Annotated in this window: 19 protein-coding genes; 15 read left to right on the forward strand and 4 right to left on the reverse strand. The window is 34.4% G+C overall.

What is annotated here, in order from left to right; genetic code table 11:
* Nucleotides 1-690 precede the first annotated feature (690 nt).
* Nucleotides 691-1,707 carry an LLM class flavin-dependent oxidoreductase gene (locus IR010_RS17215; RefSeq protein ID WP_194605598.1) on the reverse strand — a complete coding sequence of 339 codons (1,017 nt, stop codon included), beginning with the start codon at nt 1,705-1,707 and terminating at the stop codon, nt 691-693.
* Nucleotides 1,708-1,881: 174 nt separating this feature from the next.
* Here IR010_RS17215 and IR010_RS17220 point away from each other — a divergent pair, with 174 nt between their 5' ends.
* From IR010_RS17220 to IR010_RS17235, 4 genes are all read left to right on the forward strand, one after another.
* Nucleotides 1,882-2,397 carry a DUF2975 domain-containing protein gene (locus IR010_RS17220; protein ID WP_194605599.1) on the forward strand — a complete coding sequence of 172 codons (516 nt, stop codon included), beginning with the start codon at nt 1,882-1,884 and terminating at the stop codon, nt 2,395-2,397.
* A 2-nt stretch (nt 2,398-2,399) separates the two neighbouring features.
* Complete coding sequence (locus IR010_RS17225; protein WP_012024053.1) at nt 2,400-2,606, forward strand: helix-turn-helix domain-containing protein; 207 nt, start codon at nt 2,400-2,402, stop codon at nt 2,604-2,606.
* Between the two features lie 117 nt (nt 2,607-2,723).
* Nucleotides 2,724-3,608, forward strand: coding sequence for an ABC transporter ATP-binding protein (locus IR010_RS17230; RefSeq protein WP_194605600.1), 885 nt, complete (start codon nt 2,724-2,726; stop codon nt 3,606-3,608).
* Between the two features lie 4 nt (nt 3,609-3,612).
* Complete coding sequence (locus tag IR010_RS17235) at nt 3,613-7,152, forward strand: ABC transporter permease/M1 family aminopeptidase (RefSeq protein WP_194605601.1); 3,540 nt, start codon at nt 3,613-3,615, stop codon at nt 7,150-7,152.
* Between the two features lie 93 nt (nt 7,153-7,245).
* Here IR010_RS17235 and IR010_RS17240 read toward each other — a convergent pair whose 3' ends face one another.
* Entirely contained in the window at nt 7,246-8,457 is a 1,212-nt protein-coding gene (locus tag IR010_RS17240; protein ID WP_194605602.1) for a polysaccharide deacetylase family protein, read from the reverse strand.
* A 156-nt stretch (nt 8,458-8,613) separates the two neighbouring features.
* Between IR010_RS17240 and IR010_RS17245 the strand changes: the two genes are divergently transcribed.
* The 4 genes from IR010_RS17245 to kdpA all read left to right on the forward strand — a co-directional run bounded on the left by IR010_RS17245 (nt 8,614) and on the right by kdpA (nt 12,581).
* Nucleotides 8,614-9,969, forward strand: a complete 1,356-nt coding sequence (locus IR010_RS17245) for a sigma-54-dependent transcriptional regulator (protein ID WP_194605603.1) — start codon at nt 8,614-8,616, stop codon at nt 9,967-9,969.
* 240 nt (nt 9,970-10,209) lie between these two features.
* Entirely contained in the window at nt 10,210-10,491 is a 282-nt protein-coding gene (locus IR010_RS17250) for a hypothetical protein (protein WP_029273480.1), read from the forward strand.
* Between the two features lie 188 nt (nt 10,492-10,679).
* The gene (kdpF, locus tag IR010_RS17255) at nt 10,680-10,757 is read left to right on the forward strand and encodes a K(+)-transporting ATPase subunit F (RefSeq protein WP_073099479.1); all 78 of its coding nucleotides are present in this window, start codon (nt 10,680-10,682) and stop codon (nt 10,755-10,757) included.
* Nucleotides 10,758-10,862: 105 nt separating this feature from the next.
* Nucleotides 10,863-12,581: a potassium-transporting ATPase subunit KdpA gene (gene kdpA, locus IR010_RS17260; RefSeq protein WP_194605604.1), complete on the forward strand. Its 1,719-nt coding sequence runs from the start codon at nt 10,863-10,865 to the stop codon at nt 12,579-12,581.
* Between the two features lie 91 nt (nt 12,582-12,672).
* Here kdpA and IR010_RS17265 read toward each other — a convergent pair whose 3' ends face one another.
* Nucleotides 12,673-13,032: a four helix bundle protein gene (locus tag IR010_RS17265; RefSeq protein WP_134139622.1), complete on the reverse strand. Its 360-nt coding sequence runs from the start codon at nt 13,030-13,032 to the stop codon at nt 12,673-12,675.
* Nucleotides 13,033-13,100: 68 nt separating this feature from the next.
* Between IR010_RS17265 and kdpB the strand changes: the two genes are divergently transcribed.
* The 6 genes from kdpB to IR010_RS17295 all read left to right on the forward strand — a co-directional run bounded on the left by kdpB (nt 13,101) and on the right by IR010_RS17295 (nt 21,400).
* Complete coding sequence (gene kdpB / locus IR010_RS17270) at nt 13,101-15,164, forward strand: potassium-transporting ATPase subunit KdpB (RefSeq protein ID WP_194605605.1); 2,064 nt, start codon at nt 13,101-13,103, stop codon at nt 15,162-15,164.
* A 98-nt stretch (nt 15,165-15,262) separates the two neighbouring features.
* Nucleotides 15,263-15,841, forward strand: coding sequence for a K(+)-transporting ATPase subunit C (locus IR010_RS17275; RefSeq protein WP_194605606.1), 579 nt, complete (start codon nt 15,263-15,265; stop codon nt 15,839-15,841).
* Nucleotides 15,842-16,268: 427 nt separating this feature from the next.
* Entirely contained in the window at nt 16,269-17,345 is a 1,077-nt protein-coding gene (locus tag IR010_RS17280) for a porin (protein WP_194605607.1), read from the forward strand.
* A 91-nt stretch (nt 17,346-17,436) separates the two neighbouring features.
* Nucleotides 17,437-18,561: a universal stress protein gene (locus IR010_RS17285; RefSeq protein ID WP_194605608.1), complete on the forward strand. Its 1,125-nt coding sequence runs from the start codon at nt 17,437-17,439 to the stop codon at nt 18,559-18,561.
* 81 nt (nt 18,562-18,642) lie between these two features.
* Nucleotides 18,643-20,361 carry an ATP-binding protein gene (locus tag IR010_RS17290; protein WP_194605609.1) on the forward strand — a complete coding sequence of 573 codons (1,719 nt, stop codon included), beginning with the start codon at nt 18,643-18,645 and terminating at the stop codon, nt 20,359-20,361.
* 277 nt (nt 20,362-20,638) lie between these two features.
* Nucleotides 20,639-21,400: a phosphatase PAP2 family protein gene (locus IR010_RS17295; protein WP_194570734.1), complete on the forward strand. Its 762-nt coding sequence runs from the start codon at nt 20,639-20,641 to the stop codon at nt 21,398-21,400.
* A 160-nt stretch (nt 21,401-21,560) separates the two neighbouring features.
* Here IR010_RS17295 and IR010_RS17300 read toward each other — a convergent pair whose 3' ends face one another.
* A complete protein-coding gene (locus tag IR010_RS17300) occupies nt 21,561-22,334 on the reverse strand; it encodes an XRE family transcriptional regulator (protein WP_029273472.1) in 774 nt (257 codons plus the stop codon).
* Between the two features lie 89 nt (nt 22,335-22,423).
* Here IR010_RS17300 and dinB point away from each other — a divergent pair, with 89 nt between their 5' ends.
* The gene (gene dinB / locus IR010_RS17305; protein WP_029273471.1) at nt 22,424-23,605 is read left to right on the forward strand and encodes a DNA polymerase IV; all 1,182 of its coding nucleotides are present in this window, start codon (nt 22,424-22,426) and stop codon (nt 23,603-23,605) included.
* Nucleotides 23,606-23,607: the final 2 nt, after the last annotated feature.

The raw sequence follows: 23,607 nt of genomic DNA on the forward strand, positions 1-23,607 counted from the left end.
ACAAGCTTTTTTTAAACTTTTTTTGAAAATATTTTTTCGTTTAGTTTAAATAACTTGTCAGTATTTCAGTGAACGCCTGTCGCTGTTGCGGGTGCAAAAGTAATACCTTTATTTACATCTGCAAGACTTTTTATTATATATTTTCCATATATTTTATAACTCGCTGGTATGGCGTTTTTTACAATACAAAGTTTTTTTTGCCGTTTTGCCTTTATTGGGGATTTTTGGCTGCTTTGCTTCGCTTTGCCTGGTTCTGCCGCCAAGGCACTAAGGCCCGAAGTCTGGTTTTTTCTATGTTTTTTTAATCTCGCAGAGGTACGAAGATGCAAAGTTTTCTTTTTTTTCTTCTGAAATGGTCTTTTATTGCCGATTTTTTCTTCTGAAAACTGATGGCTAGCCCCGATAGTCCCGATTCGGGAGGAAATCCTTTTTGGGGCGGGGTTCGCCTCAAAAAGATTGAAGCGGATAGCGGGAATAGCTTCTTATTAAAAATAAATTCTAAATGATGGATTGCCTGGATTGTGTAATACTGTGCGGCGCTTCGACTTCGCTCAGCCTGACAGATATTTTTTAACTGATGCTATATATAGTATAAAATTCTACTTATATATATGTATAAAAAAACAAACCCGGCAGGTTTTTAAAACTGTCGGGCTCAGTGAATGCGATCTACTCTTATATATAGTATACTTATATATGTATACTTTCGTTTAGGCTGTCGATTGCTTCTTTTGTGATTTGAATGCTTTTTAGTTTTGCCTGATGATCGAAGATTGGACTTGTTACCATTAGTTCATCAATTCTTGCGTAGTCGATGAACTTTTTTAAATCGGTAACTAATTGTTCTTTGTTTCCTGTGAAGGTTCCGGCTGTCATTTGATTGACATGGAAACGTTCTTGCTCGTTCATAATGTCATCTAATGATGGAACTGGAGGCTGTAAACCTTTACGATCGTTTCTAATTAAGTTCAAAAACATTTGATACAAACTTGTAGACAATAGCTCTGCTTCTTCGTTTGTGTCTGCAGCAATTATATTGACACAAGCCATTGTTTTTGGCTGATCTAAATACTCTGAAGGCTGGAAATTTTCGCGATAGAATTCAAATGCCTGAATCATCAGTTTTGGCGCAAAGTGTCCTGCAAAAGCATAAGGTAATCCGTAAGCTGCTGCTAAAGCTGCACTATCCATGCTTGAACCTAGAATCCAAATTGGAACTTTCAAACCTTCGGCTGGGAATGCACGCACTTTTCCTGTTTCATTTTCGGAAGAAAAATATTCTTGAAGCTTGCTTACATTTTGCGGAAAACGCTGCGCCTGCTCGAAAAAGTCTTTTCGAATTGCTTCGGCAGTTGGCTGATCTGTTCCAGGCGCTCTTCCTAAACCTAAATCTATTCGGTTTGGATAAAGCGTTTCCAAGGTTCCAAATTGTTCAGCAACTACTAAAGGAGAATGATTCGGGAGCATGATTCCGCCAGAACCTACACGAATATTTTTTGTCTGACTTGCTACATAACCAATTAAAACTACAGTTGCTGTACTTGCAACGTGTGCCATGTTATGATGTTCTGCGAGCCAAAATCGCTTGTATCCTAAATTATCTGCTAATTGCGCTATGTCTTTTGTTTTTTGAAATGTTTCTGTGGCGTTGCTATCTTGAGTGATGATAGCGAGGTCTAATAATGAGACTGAAATTGGGTTTTTCATATAAAAAAATGCTAGTATACAAAATTAACTCATTTATATGGATGCCTTTTGTTTTCTAATGTTAATAGAATTATAATATTCTCATTACTGAAAAAATAATTACTTTTTGATAATTAATTATCGTTTTACAATAATTAATTATAAATTTGCAATATCAATTTAACTTTTCAATATATGAAGACAACTCATATTGTATCTCGAATATTATTTTACTTTACCCGATTTTTGTCCGTTATCTATTTCTTTTTGGCTGCATATTCTGTTTTTACTTTGGTAACAGGATTGTTTTTGACTTTTAAAGATAACGGAAAGTATTTCCAGGTTTGTTATCCTTTTACTTCGCATCCTTTAATGCTGGGTGATTACAATTTACCATACATTCTTTTTGATTTTTTAGCCCCGCTAAGTCTATACGGTCTTTTCTTTTTATTGAGCAGTAATGTTTTTAAGGTCTTTTATCAGCCAAAATTGTTTACTGCAAATGGAATTTCTCATTTAAGGCGTTTCTATTTATCGAATTTATTAATTCCGACTATTGTACTATTTGTGGCTTTCTTTTTTGTTCCGCTTGATAATGAAGTTTGGCTTTTTATTATACTGCACGGAATGCTTGGTGCTTTTGCTTACTTTTTAGCTGCTATTTTTAAGCAAGGTTTAAACCTTCAGAACGAACAAGACTTATTTATATAACTATGCCAATAATTGTAAATGTTGATGTAATGCTTGCCAAACGCAAGATGCAGAGTAAGGAGTTGGCAGAAAAACTAGATATTACGCCTGCCAATTTATCGATTCTAAAAACTGGAAAAGCAAAAGGAATTCGGTTTGATACTCTCGAAGCTATCTGTAAAATTCTGGATTGCCAGCCTGGCGATATTTTAGAATACGTAGCAGAATAGCTTTCTTTTAAATTTTAATTTCTAAACATAATAAATCGGTTTTTGAAGCCGACAGGTATTCTATTGCCTAAATTTTTCAAATCATAATTTCATTTAATCATCAAAACCAATCAAAAAATGAACAGTTTATCAATCAAAAATCTCAGCAAAACGTACGAGAACGGTACAAAAGCCATTGACCAATTATCGCTTGAAATCACGAATGGCATGTTTGGTTTATTAGGTCCAAACGGCGCCGGAAAGTCAAGTTTAATGCGAACTATTGCCGCTTTACAAGAACCCACTTCTGGAATTATTGAATTTAACGGAATTAATATTCTGGAAAATCCCATGTTTATCAGGCAAAACCTAGGTTATCTTCCGCAGGAATTTGGTGTTTATCCTAAAATTTCTGCTTATCGCCTGCTCGATCATTTGGCAGTTTTGAAAGGGATCGTCGATAAAAAAGAACGACACGATCAAATTTTGTATTTATTGCAGCAGACTAATTTATTACAGCATAAAGACAAAGCGGTTCATTCTTTTTCTGGCGGGATGCGTCAAAGGTTTGGAATTGCACAAGCTTTACTTGGAAATCCAAAGATTATTATTGTGGATGAACCGACGGCTGGGCTTGATCCGGAAGAAAGAAACCGATTTAATAATTTACTGAGCGAAATTGGTGAAAGTATTATCGTGGTTTTATCAACTCATATTGTAGAAGACGTTCGAGATTTGTGTCCTAAAATGGCAATTATCTCCAACGGAAAATTGATTTTGGAAGGAAAACCAAATGACGCAATCGATTCTTTGAAAGATAAAATCTGGATGAAAGCGATTCAGAAAACAGAATTGAAGGATCATCAATTGAATTTCAATATCATTTCTTCTCACTTAAATTCGGGAAAAATCAATATTCATGTTTTCGCAAATGAACGTCCAGATTCTGGTTTCGAATTGATATCGCCAGATTTAAGCGATGTTTATTTTAGTGTTTTAGGTCAAAATCAACTTCAAAATTAAGGTTATGTTTTCTAAATTAATTCAATTTGAATGGCATAACAATACCAGAAGTTTGACTTTTTATGCCACATTTATTATTTATCTGATTCTTGGATTTTTTGTCAGTGCGTTTGCGAACTTCTCTTTTTCGGGCGCATACAAAAATAGTCCGTATGTTTTAACTTATGCGATTGGTCTGATTTCGTTAATGACGATATTCTCGATTACGCTTCAGGCGGCACAAAGTTTTTTAAAGGAATATGAAACGAAATTCGATTCGATTATTTTCTCCTCTCCTATTTCTAAATTTCATTATTTAGCTCCAAAATTTATTGCAGCATTTATAATCGCCGTAGTTTCTTTTGGAATGTTTATCGTCGGAATGATCGTTGGACACCAAATGTCATGGCTTCAAAAAAGTGAACTTGGACCTTTTGAAATTATAAATTATCTCTGGCCGTATTTGGTCATTGTGATTCCGAATATTTTTTTGAGCCTTTCTATCTTGACTGCTTTGGCGTGGCTTACTCGAAGCAAACTCTTAATTTATGTCGGCGGATTATTAATTTACATCTTATATATAGCAGGTTCGATTTTTTCGAATTCGCCCCTATTTGCAAATGCTTCTCCATCTTCGGCGAAAGCCATGTCTTGGGCAGCAAAAATAGATCCGTTTGGTCTGGCAGCTTTTCTGGAACAAACGAGATATTGGACTTCAATTGAAAAAAACAGCCAGCTGGTTTCACTTTCGGGTAACTTTTTATTTAACCGATTGTTATGGATTTCTGTTTCTCTCCTTTTACTTTTTGTTTCGTATCGATTATTTTCATTCCGAAAAACCAAAACTAAAAAGGTAAAAACATCTAAAGCTATTCAAAAAGAAACAAAAGTATTTTCTGCAGCAATTCCGAATAACATCGAAATAAAATCTTTCAGACATAATTTAGCTGTTTTTAAAAGCAATATAAAACTGGATGTTTATTTAATTCTGAAAGGAATTCCATTTTTGCTGATTGTACTTTTATTCTCTGGATTATTAATGATTGAGATTTCAGATGAAATTGACGGCGGCATCCGCTTGGCTGAAAAAATTACCGATACTGCTTTGATGATTTCCACAATAATGGATCGCCTGCCTTTTATTATGATCCTGATTCTCCTTTTTTACAGCAGCGAATTATTAAACCGAAGTGAAAATTCGAGATTTGAAATGCTTGAAAACACTGCGCCTTATTCTCAGTTTATTGTTTTGCTGGCAAAATTGACAGCACTTTTTATAATTCCGTTACTCATTATTAGTATAAGTATTTTGATTGGATGTGGATTTCAAATTATGAATGCGAATGCTCCAATCGAAATTGGTCTTTATCTTTCTTTGTTTTATTTTATTGGGTTTCCGTTGCTTTTAATTTCAATTTTGATCATTGCAATTCAGACTTTTATTAAAAATAAATATATCGGACTTGCGATTTCGGCTTTTGTCTGCATTTTGTTTTGTACCGGAATTGGAGAACAATTGGGAATTTCACATCCTTTATTTCGTTTTGGAAATGCTTTTAAAACAGAATATTTTGATTTGAATGGTTTTGGCAAATATAAAATCTCGTTTCATATTTCGATGTTCTACAATTTTGGATTGGCTTTAATCCTTTTAACATTGACTGGCATTTTATGGAAAAGAAATGCTTCAATCGTAAAAATCTTTCGCAGAAATTCATTTAATAATATTCAAAAAGCAACTTTAGGATTCGGAATTATTATTTTTATTGGTTTTGGAGGTTATCTTTTTTACAAAACCAATATTGAATATCCGTATTTGACCGAAGACGATCAGAATAATTGGAGCGAGAAATATGAAACTCAATTTAAAAAATATACAAATCTACCTCAGCCAACAATCGTTTCGATAAAAAGTAAAGTCGATTTATATCCCGAAGACAACCGCTATGAGGTAAATGGCATCTATGAATTAATCAATAATTCTGAAAAACCAATTGATAGTTTACTCCTATATATAGATCGAAATTCGAAACTGACTTCTGTTGAGATTCCGACTTCTAAAAAATTAGACGATGTTTCTGATTTTCAACATTATTGGTTTCGATTGGGAAAACCTTTACAGCCACAGCAAAAACTCAAAATGAATTTTTCTTTTGAATCATCGTGGTCGCCCTTTAAAGGACACACGGCTTTTAATTCTATAATCGAAAATGGTTCTTTTATGCGAATAAGCCGTTACTTTCCGCTTTTTGGTTATCAGGAATCGAATGAAATCAGCAGTAAAAAAGAGCGTGCAAAAAGACATTTGAAACCTCAGACGCCTCTTAAAAAACTGGAAGATAAATCTAAAATCAAATATTATTTTGTTGATTATGATGCTTTGGTTTCAACATCTAAAAATCAAACTGCTATTGGTGTTGGAGATTTAATTGGAAGTTGGAAAAAAGACGATCGCAATTATTTTCATTATAAATCAAATGGAAAGATTCCGTTTCGATTTGCTTTTTCTTCTGCTAATTATCAAATTCAAAAAACGAAATATAAAGGAATTTCTATTGAAGTTTTTTATGATAAAAGACATTCCAGAAACGTTGAAAAACTAATTCAAGATGTAAAAAATACTTTAGATTACTGCCAGAGCAATTTTGGTAAATATCCATATAAAACGATTCGATACGCCGAAGTTTCTGCTTTCGCGGATGGATTTGCTGCAACTTCTTATCCGTCGACAGTTATTATGAAAGAGAATTTCGGATTTTACAGCGATCTCAAAAACAAAGATAAAGAAGATGTCATCAATCAATTAACGGCTCATGAATTGTCGCATGAATGGTGGGGAAATTCACAAATAAGCCCAGAACAAAAAGAAGGAAGCTGGATTTTGACCGAAACTTTGGCTCAATACACAGAATTAATGCTTTATGAAAAAGAACATGGTTTAGAAAAAGCACTTGAAACATTAAAGATTCATCTTGATTTATACTTGAGCAGCAGAAGTTACGATCCAGAAACACCTTTATATAAAACCAATTACGACACGCCTCATTTACCTTATGATAAAGGAATGCTGGTTATGCATCAATTGCGAATATTAATTGGTGAAGAAAAAGTAAATCTGGCTTTGAAAAATTTTATGAATCATTATAAATATCCAAATCCGTTTCCTGATTCTGAAGATTTATTAAAAGAAATTTATGCTGTAACGGATAAAAAACTATATCCAAAATTAGATGAAATGTTTAAGCAGATTATTACTTATTCGTCTAAAATAGAATCGGTTTCAAGTAGTAAAAAGAATGGTTTTTATGAGGTTTCTTTTAAAGCGGTTTCTGAAAAATTCAAAGAAAGTGCGACGGGAGAACGAAAACAAATTCCAAACGACAATAAAATAGATATTGGGATTTATGATGAAAACGGAAAGTTATCGCGTTTTACATTTGCAATAAAAAACAATAAAATAGAGGGAAAAATAAAATCTAAAATAAAACATCAACGAATTGTTGTAGACCCTTATTTAATGAATATTGATACTTTTATCAAGGATAGCGAAAAGGAGATTAATTAGAAAGTTTTGCCACAGATTAAAAAGATTAGAAGGATTATGTCATTTTGAAAGTAAAAAAATCATTAGAATCCTTTTAATCTGTGGCTATATTTTTTATTTCAGTTCAATGAAAATCTGTTTGTGAGTTGTTTTTCCGTCGTCTTTAATTTTTAAATCTTTACTTGATTCGATTTCAAATTTTGATGAAGTATCAACTATTAAAGAAATATCTCGATTTCTAAAGTTTTCTGGAATTTCAGGTAATTCAATAGTAACTTCTATTTCTTTATCTTTTTGTTTGTAATCGACTTTAATTCTGTCTCTTAACCAAATATATTCGTAAACTTCCTGCCACGGTGCCATCCAAATTGTATCACTTCCTTTTACGCCGTACTTATCTGCAAGCGCTGTCATATAATATTTAAAATCGCGAAAACGCATGCTTAAATTCCATAAATTTCCATTGCCTGTACCGTGTGTAAATTCGTTAAACCAAAGTGTATTTGGTTGTTTTACAATCGAATCTAGTGTCTTTAAATAACGATCCATTGTTTTGAAACTAGTTGAATCTTTTGAGCTCTGCACAAAAGTTCTGGCTGTAATCATTTTATCTAAATCGACTTTAGAATCAACATTTAAAATAGGTCCAACACCTTTGTGGGAAGCAACTGAAAGAAATCCGTTTGCTAATGCAGCTTTTTCATATTCATGATGATAATCTGGATCTCCTTCTCCGCCAGGAACCACAAAATGTGACATGGTAAAATCAAGATTTTGTTTTATCGAAGTAATATTTTCAGTTACTTCTGTCAAATAATTCGTTCCGTGTTTTGTAGCATGATGAAAACCGTGATTCAAAACATCCCAGCCAGCATTGTACATTTCTTTAATTTCCGGCCACGAAAGATGTCCGCGGTTTGCCGGTAAATCACGAATTGCGCCGCCGTTAACTGCCAAAGCCAATTTAAATGGGATTTTGTTTCCGAAACCGTCTGAATAAAAAAGTCCATTTGAAGTTGTTCCGTCTCCGCCTTGATCGATTTTCCATTCGTTTTTATCAGGATTACTGATTTTTCCGCCATTCAATAATGGAAAGGCTGTTAAATAAGCAGATCGATATCCATCATCAAGCGTAAAACTATAGGCAAAATGTTTATTGAATTTTAAAGGAGCAGGTTTGATTTTAACCTCATCGGCCGATTTTAATTTGATTTTAAAAGAAATTGTTTTTGATTTTGAAGAATCTTTTTGAACAATTTCATTTGAGAAACCATGTAAACCACAGAACAATACAGCAGTTATTATAATGAGAATTCGTTTTGACATAAATTTTAGTGGTTCTTTTTGGATCTAAAAATACATTTCTTTTCGATGAAAATATTTTAAAACTTATTATATACTTAAAAATAATTTATTCCGAATTAAAAAAGGAAAGTGATTTAAAACCTAAATTTGTACATCAAAATAACTTGCTTTCCTCAAATGACACACAAAATTTTAATTATAGACGACGAAGAAAAACTTAGAAGTCTGCTGGCGCGTATTATAAAATCGGAAGGATTTGAAGTTTTCGAGGCAAAAGATTTAAAATCTGGTTTTAAGAAACTAGAACAAACCGAAATTGATGTCGTTTTATGTGATGTCAAATTACCTGATGGAAATGGCGTTGATTTTCTTCAGAACATAAAAGGAAGTTTTCCGCTTGTAGAGGTTATTTTGCTGACTGCTTTCGGAAATATCCCAGACGGAGTTCAGGCAATGAAAAATGGTGCTTTTGATTATATTGTAAAAGGTGACGATAACGATAAAATTATTCCGCTTCTTTATAAAGCTTTAGAGAAAGTGGAATTGCAGAAAAAAGTACAGCAACTGGAAAAACGTATTGCAAGTAAATATTCTTTCGAGACTATAATTGGAAAATCGAAAGGAATTGAACAAGTTATTGATCTTGCCCAAAAAGTTGCCAAAACAGATTCGACTGTTTTATTGACTGGTGAAACCGGAACTGGGAAAGAAGTTTTTGCACAGGCCATTCATGAAAACAGCAATCGTGTCGGAAAATCTTTTGTGGCTTTAAACTGTAGCACTTTCAGCAAGGAAATTTTAGAAAGCGAACTTTTTGGCCACAAACAAGGCGCTTTTACAGGAGCTTTAAAAGATAAAAAAGGTTTTATTGAAGAAGCAAACGGCGGTACTTTATTCTTAGATGAAATTGGTGAAATGCCTATCGATCTTCAGGCAAAATTACTTCGCGTTTTAGAAACTTCTGAATATATTCCGGTTGGCGATACAACTCCAAAAAAATCAAATTTCAGATTAATTGCGGCTACAAACCGAGATTTAAAAACAGAAAGTGATGAACACCGTTTCCGTTCTGATTTGTATTTCCGTTTAAATATCTTCGAAATCAAACTGCCTTCTTTGCGAGAAAGAATCAAGGATATTGGCGTTTTGACGCATTATTTCGTCAAACAATTTTCTGAAAAAACAAACAAAAAAACATTACATATTGCTGATGATTTTCTTCAGAAATTAGAAAATTATTCCTGGCCGGGAAATATCCGTGAACTTAAAAATATTATCGAAAGATCGGTTATTTTAAGTAATGGCGATACTTTAACTTCAGATGTTTTGCCGTATGAAATGCAACATCAAACGGAAAAAAGCACAAAATCAATGTCGGCTTTCTCTATGCAGAGTGTTGAAAAACTGCACATTCAGAAAGTTTTGAATTATACGAAAGGTAATAAAGCCGAAACAGCACGGTTATTAGAAATTGGAATTGCGACTTTGTATCGAAAATTGGAAGAATATGGGATTGAAAATTCCAAAATTTAAATTTCAAAACCAATTGCAATTTCAAATTTCAAATTAAAAGAAGGTTACATTTTACAATTCACAATTCACAATTAAATAAACCTTATCATTTCAATAAAAGCTTATCATTTTGATAAGCTTTTTTTATGCCTAATTTTTGGCACAAAACTACATTCCTTTTATTGACAGCACTTTAGCAGTTACCTTACTTTTTCGGAACATATTTTGGCATAAGGAGGGAGAACATAAAAATTCATTCTCATGAAAAATCAAGTCACCTCAATCTACAAACAAGCAGAACGCTTTGCCGAGATAACCAAAAAATCTATTATTTCTGGAAATATCGTTCGTGCAAAAAAATGTCTTGCTCTTGCTGAACGCCTATTTATCAGTGGAAGCATCGAAACTAAAAATGCCATTTCTAATGTGTATGTTTTTTCGGTTTCTTCTTTTATGGAAATGCGCCACTGCAATATTTCACACCTTTTTCCTCAAACGCTTAAAGCGGAATACATTAAGCAAGTTAATACTTCGGGAGTCTAATTCGTGAAATGTTTTTTTGTGAAATGTTAAATGTTGTTTCCTTTCACAAATCACATTTTACGTCTCACATTTCACAAATCTAAAATCTAAAATAAAATCCTATGATCACTTTTCTTTTACTCGCATTGGCAGTTGTGCTGTTTGCTATTTGTTTCAAATCAGTTGAATTTTTTGAAAAAATCTAAATCATGACTGCACTATTTATTATTTCAATCGCTGTTTTCGTGTATTTGATATATGTATTAATCAAACCCGAAAAATTTTAAATCATGTAAAAAGTGAAATGCCTTATGTGAAATGTAAACATAAATTTTATTCATCAACCCATTTTACAAATCACTTCTCACCTTTCACTAAAAAAAATAAAAATTATGAACACAGAGTTATTAGGCGTCATTGGTATTTTTATCCTAACTATTATTTTAGCAATTCCTTTAGGAAAATATATTGCTAAAGTTTATTTGGGAGATAAGACACTTTTTGACCCGATTTTCAATCCAATTGAAAAATTTATTTTTAAAATCAGCGGTATAAATGCCACTGAAGAAATGAACTGGAAACAACACTTAAAAGCACTTTTAAGTATTAATATGGTTTGGTTCTTTCTTTGTTTTTTTGTCTTATTGTTTCAGGGATCTTTACCTTTAAATCCGGATAATAACCCTTCAATGACGACTGATCTGGCATTTAACACTGCTATTTCATTTTTGGTCAATTGTAATTTACAGCATTATTCAGGCGAAAGTGGGCTATCGTATCTTTCACAAATGGTTTTGATGTTCCTTCAGTTTGTTTCTGCAGGTATCGGAATGGCGGCTGCCGCCATGATTTTTACGGCAATGAAAGAAAGAACTACAGAGCAATTAGGTAATTTTTATAATTATTTCATCAAAAGCTGTACTCGCATTTTATTACCCCTTTCGGCAATTGTAGCTGTTGCACTATTATTTAGCGGAACTCCAATGACTTTTGAAGGCAAAGATACTATTACAACGCTTCAGGGTGATCATGTAGAAGTTTCTCGCGGACCTGCTGCTGCTTTTATTGGCATCAAACATATTGGTACAAACGGTGGTGGATTTTTTGGAGCCAACTCAGCGCATCCATTAGAAAATCCAACTTATTTTACTAACGGAGTTGAACTTTGGGCGCAGTTGATTGTTCCGTTTGCGATGATTTTTGCACTTGGTTTTTTCTTAAACAAAAGAAAGCTTTCCAACATCATTTTTGGTGTAATGACCGTTGGATTTTTATTACTTGTTGTCCCAACAGTGATGAGCGAAATGAACGGAAATCCTGCTATTGAAAAAATGGGTATCGCACAAACGACTGGAGCGATGGAAGGAAAAGAAGTTCGGTTTGGCCCTGCAATGTCAGGTTTCTGGAGTATTGCCACAACAGTAATTTCTACAGGTTCTGTAAACAGTATGCACGATAGTTCTATGCCTGTTTCTGGTGCTATGCAACTATTATCTATGATGGTAAATGCATTTTACGGCGGATGCGGTGTTGGTATTTTAAACTATTACATTTTTATTATTCTGGCTGTATTCATCTCTGGATTAATGGTGGGTCGAACTCCTGAATTTTTAGGAAAGAAAATCGAAGCACGGGAAGTTAAAATTGCTGCTTTTATTGCGATTCTTCATCCTTTATTAATATTGGCCGGAACTGCTTTAGCATCTTATTTTGCCGCACATGATACTGCAATGGGCTATTGGTTCAGTGGCAACGCGACAGGCTGGTTAAACAATCCTGGAAATCACGGATTCTCAGAAATGTTATACGAATACACTTCAAGTGCTGCCAATAACGGTTCTGGTTTTGAAGGTTTAGGAGATAATAATCCCTTTTGGAATATCACTACAGGAATTGTATTGCTGTTAAGCCGCTTCATTCCAATCATTGGTCCGTTAGCAATTGCAGGTTTACTGGCAGGTAAAAAATACATTCCAGAGAGTGCAGGAACTTTAAAAACCGACACCTCAATTTTCGGAATAATGACTTTTGCTGTAATCGCAATTATTGCTGCTTTATCATTCTTTCCTGCGCTGGCACTTGGACCTTTAGCCGAATATTTTGGAATGTAAAATGTGAAAAAGTAAAATGTAAGATGTAAGACACAAACTCACACAACATCTTACATATTACAAATCACATTTCACTCTCATAAATCACAGATCATACACGCGCTTCAAGATTCTTGATTAATCCATAAATAAGTTTTCCTATGATATCTAATTTTTCTATCAATTGGTCACATTCTTTTTCATTGAAAAAATCTAATTCTTTGCTTAATAAAATTAAAGTATCGAGTTCTGATAAAGAACCTAGCGAAATATGTAAAAAATGGATGAACTCTTTTGTTCCTTTTCTCGCTGCGCCTTCTGCAATATTAACAGGTACAGAAACAGAAGCTCTGCGGATTTGCGAAGTAATTCCAAACTTTTCCTCAGAAGGGAATTGTCTTGTAGCTAAATAAATTTCTTTAACGAATTCAAAACTTTTAATCCATGAATTCAATTTCTTATGTGGTTTCATATTTAAAATAATCATTTACAAAAGTAGGAAATTTCACATTTTACATTTAACATTTTACACAAAGAAAAATGACAACTAATAAATCCACATCATTGTTTGAAAGTAAGCAGGTAAAAGAAGCCTTAGTGCAATCTTTTGTCAAGCTGAATCCAAAAATGATGATCAAAAATCCGGTAATGTTTACCGTAGAAATAGGAACTGCGATCATGTTTGCGGTTTGTATTTCCATATTAATGGGAGCAACAGATCAAGGTAGTTTTATCTATAATTTAATTGTGTTTTTGATTTTACTGGCAACGCTTTTATTTGCCAATTTCGCCGAAGCAATTGCCGAAGCCAGAGGAAAAGCACAAGCTGACAGTTTAAGAAAAACTCGTGAAGAAACTCCTGCAAAGCTTGTAAAAAGTGAAAAGTCAAATGTAAAAGGTCAGCCTGATACATTTCACATTTTACATATCTCATCTTCACAACTAAAAAAAGGAGATGTTTTCATTTGCGAAGCTGGCGATTTAATCGCAACTGATGGTGAAATTATCGAAGGTCTGGCTACAATTGATGAAAGTGCCATTACTGGAGAAAGTGCTCCTGTAATCCGCGAAGCCGGAGGTGATAAATCTTCTGTAACTGGAGGAACAAAAGTCTTATCTGATAAAATTAAAGTAATTGTAACCTCAGAACCTGGCGAAAGCTTTCTGGATAAAATGATTGCTTTGGTTGAAGGTGCGAGCCGTCAGAAAACACCAAACGAAATTGCATTAACCATTTTATTAGCCGCATTTACATTAATCTTCGTGATTGTGTGCGTTACGCTAAAACCGTTTGCCGACTATGCCAACGCACCCATCACGATTGCGGCTTTTATCGCCTTGTTCGTTTGCTTGATTCCAACTACAATTGGAGGTTTACTTTCTGCAATTGGAATTGCGGGAATGGACAGAGCGCTTCGTGCCAACGTGATTACAAAATCTGGAAAAGCGGTTGAAACTGCCGGAGATATTGATGTACTGCTTTTGGATAAAACCGGAACAATCACGATTGGAAACAGAAAAGCAACCAATTTTTATCCTGCAAAAGGTGTTTCTCAAGAAGACTTTATTAAATCTGCTGTGTTAAGTTCATTAGCAGATGACACTCCGGAAGGGAAAAGTATTGTGGAACTGGCAGGAGCCGAAACTGCCAATAAATTATCAATTGAAGGTGCTACTTTAATCAAATTTACCGCAGAAACTAGAACTTCCGGAGTCATTTTAAGAGACGGAACGAACATTAGAAAAGGTGCTCAGGATGCTGCAAAAAACATTGCACTTCAAGCTGGAAATGCATTTCCTGAAGATACAGCTCAAAAAGTAATTGACATTTCGACAAATGGAGGAACGCCATTAGTGGTTATTAAAAACAATCAGGTTCAAGGTGTTATCGAATTGCAGGATATCATAAAAACCGGAATGAAAGAACGTTTTGACCGATTGAGAAAAATGGGTGTAAAAACGGTTATGGTTACCGGAGATAATCCATTGACAGCGAAGTTTATTGCAGAAGCCGCAGGTGTTGATGATTTTATTGCGGAGGCGAAACCTGAGGATAAAATGAACTACATCAAAAACGAGCAAAACCTAGGTAAACTTGTTGCTATGATGGGTGACGGAACCAATGATGCTCCTGCCCTAGCGCAAGCGAATGTAGGTGTTGCCATGAACAGTGGAACTCAAGCTGCAAAAGAAGCAGGAAACATGGTCGATCTAGACAATGACCCAACTAAATTAATTGAGATCATTGAAATTGGAAAACAACTTTTAATGACTCGCGGAACTTTAACTACTTTCTCTATTGCAAATGACGTTGCGAAATATTTTGCTATTGTTCCTGCTCTTTTTATTACTGCGATTCCTGCGTTGCAAGGTTTAAATATTATGCATTTGCATAGTCCTGAAAGTGCGATTTTATCGGCTGTGATTTTCAATGCGATTATCATTCCAATTTTAATTCCGCTGGCATTGAGAGGGGTTGATTATAAACCAATTGGAGCAAGTGCCATCTTAAAAAGAAATCTTTTGATTTATGGACTTGGTGGCTTGATCGTCCCTTTCATCGGAATTAAAGTAATTGATTTAATAGTTACTTTCTTTATTTAGTGAAATGTGATTTGTAAAATGTGAAATGACAAAATCAAAAACTCACATATAACAATTTTACAAATCACTTTTTACATCTAACATTTTACATTAGAAACATGAAAACAATATTTTCACTCTTAAAACTTACCGTACTTACTTTGATTTTGTTTGCGGTTATTTATCCTTTAGCGATTTACGGAATCGCACAATTGGCTCCAAATCAAGGAAAAGGAGAAACGATTTCGGTTAACGGAAAAGTAGTTGGTTACCAAAAAATTGGCCAAAAATTCGACAAATCGAATTATTTCTGGGGACGACCTTCCGCTGTAGATTATAATGCTGCGGGAAGTGCCGGAAGCAACAAAGGACCAAGTAATGCTGAATATCTGGCTTTGGTTCAAAAAAGAATTGATACACTTTTATTGGTTCACCCCTATTTGAAAAAATCTGATATTCCATCAGATATGGTTACGGCTTCTGGAAGTGGTTTAGATCCGAATGTTTCTCCGCAAGGCGCTTTGATTCAGGTTAAGCGAATTGCCAAAGAAAGAAAAATGGATGAAGCTAAAGTAAAAGCTTTGGTGGAATCTAAAATTAATACAGCTGTTGTTGGTCCTGAAACGGTTAATGTTTTGGAATTGAATGTAGCGCTGGATGAACTTTCTAAAAAAGGTTCTGAGGTTCTGAGTCGCTAAGGTTCTAAGGTTTTCTCCTGCAAGGTTTTCAAAACCTTGTAGGTATGAAAATCGACATCAACTATTATCATGGAGTAACCGTGTAGTTTGTCATCCTGAGGAACGAAGGATCACACGAGAAACTCCGTCTGCATGATCGCCAATCTTTGTCGAGCTACTAGTGTGATCCTTCGTTCCTCAGGATGACAAACCAAGCGATAAAAACCAAAACTTTAAAATTAATAACTACAAGGTTTTAAAAACCTGTTAGGAAACAAAACGCCTTTTTACCCCAAATGTCCTAGCCCCGATAGTCCCGAAGCCTCGGGAGGAAATCCTTTTGTGCCGGTCCCGAGGCTTCGGGAGGCACAAAAGATTGAAACCTCCCGAGGCTTCGGGAGCGGGATTAGCTCCTAAAAAATCTAATAAATAATAGAATACCACAAAAATGAAAAAAATAATACTTACTGCTTTAATCGCTTTTGGTTTTAGCAATTTACACGCACAAGAAGAAACAAAAAGTCCGTTTACATTTTCAGGATATGTAGACGCTTATTATAGTTATGATTTTGGAAAACCCGAAAATCATACTCGACCAAACTTTTTTTATAGTTATAATAAAAGCAACGAGGTAAACCTGAATTTGGGTATGGCGAAAGTGAATTATTCTAAAGAAAATATTCGGGGTAATTTTGCCTTGATGGCAGGAACTTATGCCGAATATAATATGGCGGCCGAGCAGGGTTTGTTGAAAAATGTTTACGAAGCAAATGTTGGAGTAAAGATTTCGAAAAACCATAATTTATGGATTGACGCGGGAATTATGCCTTCGCATATTGGTTTTGAAAGCGCCATTGGAAAAGACTGTCAGACTTTAACTAGAAGTATTTTGGCTGAGAATTCTCCTTATTATGAAACGGGAGTAAAAATTGGCTATACGTCTGAATCTGGAAAATGGTATTTGGCAGGAATGTATTTGAATGGCTGGCAACGAATTGAGAAAGTAGAAGGTAATCAAACGCCAGCTTTTGGAACTCAGATTACGTACAAACCATCAGATAATGTTGCTTTGAACTGGAGTACGTATGTTGGAAATGAACAGCTGGATATTGATAAAAAATGGCGTTATTTTAATAACTTTTACGGACAATTTAAAGTAACAGAGAAAACAAACATTACAGCTGGTTTTGATGTTGGATCACAGCAATCAGCTAAAAACAGTAACAAATACGACACTTGGTTTTCACCAGTTTTGATTCTGCAATACAAACCAACAGACAAAATTCAGCTTGCAGCACGCGGTGAATATTACAGCGACGAAAAAGGAGTAATCATTGCAACTGAAACGCCAAACGGTTTTAAAACTTACGGTTTTTCAGCTAACTTTGATTACTTAGTTACTGATAATGTTATGTTTAGAATTGAAGCCAGAAATCTTTCGAGCAAAGATGAAATATTTACAAAAAACAATCTTCCAACGGATACCAATACGTTTGTAACGACTTCATTGGCGATTTCTTTCTAGTAATGTGAAATGTTTTTTGTAAAATGTAAAATGTACTTAACATTACGCAAAACATTTTACATTTTACAGATAACATATTACCCAATAAAGTATGGAAAACGAAAATAATAACGCACAGCACTTTCTCGATTTAATTCAGAAATCACGAAAGGGAAAGTTTAAAATCTACATTGGGATGAGCGCCGGTGTGGGCAAAACTTTTCGTATGCTTCAGGAAGCGCATTCGTTATTGAAAAACGGAATCGATGTAAAAATTGGCTACATCGAAACGCACATGCGAAAGGAAACGCATGAATTATTGGCGGGTTTGCCTGTGATTCCCCGAAGGACAATTTTCTATAAAGGAAAAGAATTAGAAGAACTCGACGTTCAAGCCATTATTAATCTTCGTCCCGAAGTGGTTATTGTTGATGAACTGGCGCACACGAATGTTGAAGGAAGCAAAAATGAAAAGCGTTGGCAGGATGTTTTGGAGATTCTGGATGCAGGAATTAATGTCATTTCAGCTGTTAATATTCAGCATATTGAGAGTTTAAATGAGGATGTAAAACGTATTACGGGAATAGACGTTCAGGAACGGATTCCAGATAATGTTTTGCGATTGGCAGATGAAGTGGTCAATATCGATTTGACTTCTGAAGATTTGATTGCGCGTTTGAAAGAAGGAAAAATTTATACTCCTGATAAAATTCAGACGGCTTTAGCGAACTTTTTTAAATCGGAACAGATTTTACAACTTCGAGAACTGGCTTTGAAAGAAGTAGCGAGTCAAGTCGTTCGAAAAGTTGAGAATGAAGTTCCGAATCTTCATGCTTTACGACATGAGAAACTTTTGGCCTGTATTAGCAGTAATGATAAAACGGCTAAAATTGTGATCAGAAAAGCGGCACGATTGGCAAGTTATTACAACGGAAGCTGGTATGTTTTGTATGTAGAAACACCACAGGAAAGCAGTACAAAAATTGCTTTAGACAAACAGCGACATTTAATTAATAATTTTAAACTCGCCGTGCAATTGGGCGCAGAAGTTATTAAATTAGAACATAAAAATATTGCCGATGCGATTTTGATTACTGCAGAAGAAAAACAAATTACAACTGTCTGCATTGGTAAACCGCATTTGAATTTATTTAAAGTAATTTTGTCTACAACAATTTTCAGGCGTTTGTTAAACAAACTGTCTTTATCAAATGTTGATCTTGTTATATTATCGTGAAATGTTGGCTGTAAAATGTGAAATGATCTTTGTGAAATACATTTTACATCTCACAGCAAACATTTTACAAAAACTAAAATTATGAGAATTAAAACCAAATTAAATCTGGGAGTTGGATTATTATTTTTAATGATCATTATACTTTCGTTAGTGAGCGGTTATTCTGTTTTTTTGATAAAAGCAGATACAGAGAATATTCTGAAAGCGAATTATAATACGCTTGAATATTCGCGAAATATGATCTTGTCCTTGGATGAAATTAAAGCAAATCCAGATAATCAGATTCACACTTTTAAAGAATATCTGGAAAAGCAAACGCAAAATGTAACTGAACCTGGAGAAAAGGAAGCAACCGAAAATCTCGAAAAAAGTTTTGCTCTTTTAGAAAAAAATGGGGCTAATGAAGTGCTCAAAACGCAAATCAGGCAAGACATTTTTGCCATTATGAAATTGAATCTAGATGCTATAAAACAGAAAAGCGATATTGCCAAACATACCGCTGAAAATGCCAATTTGTGGATTGCCATTGTGGGAACTTTGTGTTTTTTGATTGCTTTTAATTTACTAGTTAATCTGCCCAATAATATTGCCAATCCTATAAAGGAATTAACGCTGAGTATTAAGGAAATTGCCAATAAAAACTATTCAGAACGTGTGCATTTTACCAATCATAATGAGTATGGAGATTTGGCCAAATCGTTTAATACGATGGCGCAGAAACTTCAGGAATATAATGACAGTAATTTGTATAAATTATTCTTTGAAAAAAAACGTCTGGAAACTTTAATCAATAATATGCACGATCCTATTATTGGTCTTGATAATGAAGGAATTGTTTTGTTTGCCAATGATGAAGCGTTAAAAATTGTCGGATTAAAACTGGAAGATGTGGTTGGGAAATCGGCTTCAAATTTGGCTTTATCAAATGATTTGATTCGGTCTTTGATTTTAAAGGAAGAGGCTGACTCTCCTAAAAAACAACCGCTTAAAATTTACGCTCACGGAAAAGAGAGTTATTTCGAAAAAGAAATTTTGAATATTACTATAATTCCAACTGGCGAAGAAAAAGAAATCAATATTGGTGATGTAATTATTCTGAGAAACATTACACTTTTTAAAGAATTGGATTTTGCCAAAACCAATTTTATTGCGACCGTTTCGCACGAATTAAAAACGCCGATTGCCTCTATAAAATTAAGTCTTCAATTACTTGAAAATACAAAAACGGGTGACATGAACGACGACCAAAAACAATTGGTTGAAAGTATAAAAGATGACAGTCAAAGACTATTGAAAATTACAGGCGAATTACTCAATTTATCACAATTGGAAACGGGAAATATTCAGCTGAATATTGAAAAAAGCAATCCGCGTGAAATTGTAAATTATGCTGTTGAAGCCGTAAAAGTTCAGGCCGATCAAAAACAGATTAAATTGGTTATTGATGCCGATGAAAATCTGCAGGACGTAAAAGCCGACAGCGAAAAAACAGGTTGGGTTTTGATTAATTATTTATCGAATGCGATTCGGTATTCTTCTGAAAAAAGTACTATTTTCATTAAATTAAAAAGAGAAAACAATCAAATCGTATTTCAGGTTATCGACACTGGAAAAGGAATTGATACACGATACAAAGATAAAGTTTTTGATAAATATTTTCAAGTTCCAGGAAGTCAAAAATCCGGAACGGGATTAGGTTTGGCAATCAGTAAAGAATTTATTGAAGCCCAAAATGGAAATGTCGGAGTTGAGAGTAATTTGGGACTGGGGAGTACGTTTTGGTTTTCGTTAAAAGTCTAAGAATAATTGTTAATTGTTTAAACAAAAATAGTAAAAGAGCCGTAGGCTCGATTTATATTGTTGGCAAAGAAATTTTACAATGTAAAAAAGCAATAGGTTCGATATATTGAATGTATTATATGAAAATCATTCCTATGGAATTTGAGAAAATTTAGCCAATCTTAATCAAACCATTCTATTTAAAACCAACAAATTAATATCCGCTTAAGGTTCAATTAAGTCAAAAATACTTAGTTAAGACATTCGTTATTATTGCAACTTATAACGATAACGAAAGATGTTTAAAAAAACGATTTCCCTAGTATTTTTAGTCGGATTTTTTTCTGCAAATGCACAGCAAAATGATTCAATTGTAAAAATTGACAGCACTGCTCATCAATTAAAATTTAACTATAAGCAATTAATTATTCCCAGTGTATTAATTGGCTATGGCGTTATTGGAATTGGAAATGATCAGCTCCTAAGTTTTAATCATCAGATAAAAAATGAAGTTACTGAAGACATTGATGAGAAAATTACCATTGATGATTTCTCTCAATATGCACCCGCTGCATCAGTTTATGCTTTAAATGCTTTTGGCGTAAAAGGTAAAAATAATATGCGGGATCGTTCTGTAATATTTATGACTTCTTATGTTATAATGGCTTCAACGGTTTTAGGTTTAAAATCGATTGTGCATGAAGAACGTCCAGACGGAAGTTCGAACAATTCTTTTCCTTCAGGACATACTGCGACTGCTTTTGCCGGAGCCGAGTTTTTATGGCAGGAATACAAAGATAAATCGATTTGGTACGGTATTGCCGGATATGCCGTTGCAACCGGAACCGGATTATTTAGAATTTACAACAACCGCCACTGGTTAACCGATGTTGCTGCAGGAGCTGGAATTGGAATTTTGAGCACTAAATTGGCGTATTGGATGAATCCCTATATCACTAAAAAATTATTCAAATCGTCTTCTGAAAGTAAGTCAACTTCTATGGTAATGCCTTTTTATAATGGGCAGCAATATGGATTGGGTTTTGTGAAGGTTTTTTAGATTTCTTGCCACAAAGGCGCTAAGGCACAAAGTTTATTTAAAGCTACAGATTAAAAGAATTGAATGGCTTTGTCTAAAGTTTTTCGCCAGGAATTCAAGAAATTATTAAATCAAAATTCGTGAATTCGTGGCGAAAAAAAATAATCTGTTTAGCTGAAAATTACGTATTCGCCGTATTATTCTTAATCTCCATCACTTCTCTTTTTACTTCAAGAAGCAGTTCTTTCATCGTTTCAGTTTCAGAAAGCTGCTGTTTTTTATCAGATCGGCCGATGTTGCATTCGTACTCCCAAATCTCTAAAATATCAGAAGCTTTCACCTCATAATTTGGGTAAAAACTATTATCCGATTCCAAAACTAAAGAATTCTTTTTATTTTTATTGAGACGTTTGTACACCATACCTTCATTTTTGGTAATCAAGATATAGGTTTTTCCATCCATTACCTCTCCCAGCCTTTCCACATAGCGTCCGATAATGATCGAACCATCTTCATGCGGAGGCATAGAATCGCCTTCTACCGGAAATCCGCGGTGTTTTCCTGGTCCTAAAAACGGAAGCGAAACCTGCTGTAAACTTTCAATATATTCTGGATCGGCATATCCGTTTAGATAACCTGCTTTTGCTTTTTGAGATACAATTTCGATATAATTTTCACCAAATTGATCGACTTGGATTGGCAAAATGAGTCGGTTGCCCTCTAGTTTTATTAAGTTTTCTATATTGATTTTGCGTATATCGACAGACAATAACAAATCGATACTCATATGAAAATATAAAGCGATCTGCTTTAAAATATCATACGGCGCTTCTGAAGTTCCATCTTCGTATTTAACGTATCTTCCTCTGGTAATCTTAAGGTTTTCAGCTAATCTCTCTTGTGATATTTTATGCTTAACCCTTAATGCTCTGATATTGTCTGAAAATAAGGACATAATTAATTTGTTATAATTTGGAACAGCAAATATACAAAAAATTGTTATCATCTGTACTAATTTTGCTTTATACAAAAACAAAAAGGAAAATGGCAAGGGCAATTGTACATATGGATCTGGATACCTTTTTTGTATCCTGCGAAAGACGCACCAATTCTCAACTCAATGGCATTCCGCTTATTATAGGCGGAGGTGACCGAGGAGTTGTAGCTTCTTGCTCCTATGAAGCACGCTATTTTGGTGTACGTTCTGCCATGCCCATCCACATGGCAATGAAACTTTGTCCACAGGCTAAAATCATCAAAGGCGATATGGAATTATATTCTCAATTATCGCATGATGTTACACAGGTTATTCAGGAAAAAGCACCGATAATGGAAAAAGCCAGTATCGACGAATTTTATCTTGATATTACCGGAATGGATAAATTTCACGGAAGTTATAAATGGACAAATGAACTGGCACAATCTGTAATTACAGAAACCGGACTTCCTATCAGTTTTTCGTTATCTGTCAATAAAACCGTTTCTAAAATTGCTACCGGCGAAGGCAAACCAAAAGGGAATCTTGAAATTCCAGAAAATGATGTACAGGCATTTTTAAATCCTTTATCGATTCAAAAAATTCCTATGGTCGGAGCTGTGACTTTTCAGCTTTTATCCCGAATAGGCGTTCGAAAAATTCAAACTTTATCTGAAATGCCTCCTGAAGTTTTACAACAAATGATTGGCAAAAATGGTTTGGATATTTGGAAAAAGGCTAACGGAATTGATCATACCCCAGTTGAACCTTACACCGAAAGAAAATCAATTTCTACCGAACATACTTTTTCTCAGGATACAATTGACATTGCAAAACTGAAAAGAGTGCTTGTGGGAATGGTCGAAAAACTCGCTTTTCAGCTTCGCTCAGAACAATGGCTGACTTCAACTGTTACGGTTAAAATACGCTACGCCAATTTTGATACAGAAACCAAACAATGCAAAATAGCCTACACTTCAGCAGATCATATTTTGACTAAAAATGTAATGGAACTTTTTGAAAAACTATACCAACGCCGAATGCGATTGCGTTTGATTGGTATTCGCTGCAGCGGACTCGTGCGCGGTACGTATCAAATTAATCTTTTTGAAGATACCGAGGAAATGTTAGCCCTTTATGCCGCCATGGATAAAATGAAAACCCGTTATGGTTTTGATGCCGTAATGCGTTGTGCCGGAGCTTCTTTTAAACCGAATACTAAAGACGAAATTTTAAAACGCAGTAAATAATC

This window comes from Flavobacterium sp. MR2016-29, assembly GCF_015350695.1.
Lineage (GTDB): Bacteria > Bacteroidota > Bacteroidia > Flavobacteriales > Flavobacteriaceae > Flavobacterium.

What these genes read in the sequence shown, in the direction of transcription:
- IR010_RS17245 (WP_194605603.1), top strand. Translation starts at nt 8,614, where the DNA reads ATGACACACAAAATTTTAATTATAGACGACGAAGAAAAACTTAGAAGT.
- IR010_RS17300 (WP_029273472.1), bottom strand. Translation starts at nt 22,334, where the DNA reads ATGTCCTTATTTTCAGACAATATCAGAGCATTAAGGGTTAAGCATAAA.
- IR010_RS17265 (WP_134139622.1), bottom strand. Translation starts at nt 13,032, where the DNA reads ATGAAACCACATAAGAAATTGAATTCATGGATTAAAAGTTTTGAATTC.
- IR010_RS17275 (WP_194605606.1), top strand. Translation starts at nt 15,263, where the DNA reads ATGAAAACAATATTTTCACTCTTAAAACTTACCGTACTTACTTTGATT.
- kdpF (WP_073099479.1), top strand. Translation starts at nt 10,680, where the DNA reads ATGACTGCACTATTTATTATTTCAATCGCTGTTTTCGTGTATTTGATA.
- IR010_RS17230 (WP_194605600.1), top strand. Translation starts at nt 2,724, where the DNA reads ATGAACAGTTTATCAATCAAAAATCTCAGCAAAACGTACGAGAACGGT.
- IR010_RS17290 (WP_194605609.1), top strand. Translation starts at nt 18,643, where the DNA reads ATGAGAATTAAAACCAAATTAAATCTGGGAGTTGGATTATTATTTTTA.
- kdpB (WP_194605605.1), top strand. Translation starts at nt 13,101, where the DNA reads ATGACAACTAATAAATCCACATCATTGTTTGAAAGTAAGCAGGTAAAA.
- IR010_RS17240 (WP_194605602.1), bottom strand. Translation starts at nt 8,457, where the DNA reads ATGTCAAAACGAATTCTCATTATAATAACTGCTGTATTGTTCTGTGGT.
- IR010_RS17220 (WP_194605599.1), top strand. Translation starts at nt 1,882, where the DNA reads ATGAAGACAACTCATATTGTATCTCGAATATTATTTTACTTTACCCGA.
- kdpA (WP_194605604.1), top strand. Translation starts at nt 10,863, where the DNA reads ATGAACACAGAGTTATTAGGCGTCATTGGTATTTTTATCCTAACTATT.
- IR010_RS17280 (WP_194605607.1), top strand. Translation starts at nt 16,269, where the DNA reads ATGAAAAAAATAATACTTACTGCTTTAATCGCTTTTGGTTTTAGCAAT.
- IR010_RS17250 (WP_029273480.1), top strand. Translation starts at nt 10,210, where the DNA reads ATGAAAAATCAAGTCACCTCAATCTACAAACAAGCAGAACGCTTTGCC.
- dinB (WP_029273471.1), top strand. Translation starts at nt 22,424, where the DNA reads ATGGCAAGGGCAATTGTACATATGGATCTGGATACCTTTTTTGTATCC.
- IR010_RS17285 (WP_194605608.1), top strand. Translation starts at nt 17,437, where the DNA reads ATGGAAAACGAAAATAATAACGCACAGCACTTTCTCGATTTAATTCAG.
- IR010_RS17295 (WP_194570734.1), top strand. Translation starts at nt 20,639, where the DNA reads ATGTTTAAAAAAACGATTTCCCTAGTATTTTTAGTCGGATTTTTTTCT.
- IR010_RS17235 (WP_194605601.1), top strand. Translation starts at nt 3,613, where the DNA reads ATGTTTTCTAAATTAATTCAATTTGAATGGCATAACAATACCAGAAGT.
- IR010_RS17225 (WP_012024053.1), top strand. Translation starts at nt 2,400, where the DNA reads ATGCCAATAATTGTAAATGTTGATGTAATGCTTGCCAAACGCAAGATG.
- IR010_RS17215 (WP_194605598.1), bottom strand. Translation starts at nt 1,707, where the DNA reads ATGAAAAACCCAATTTCAGTCTCATTATTAGACCTCGCTATCATCACT.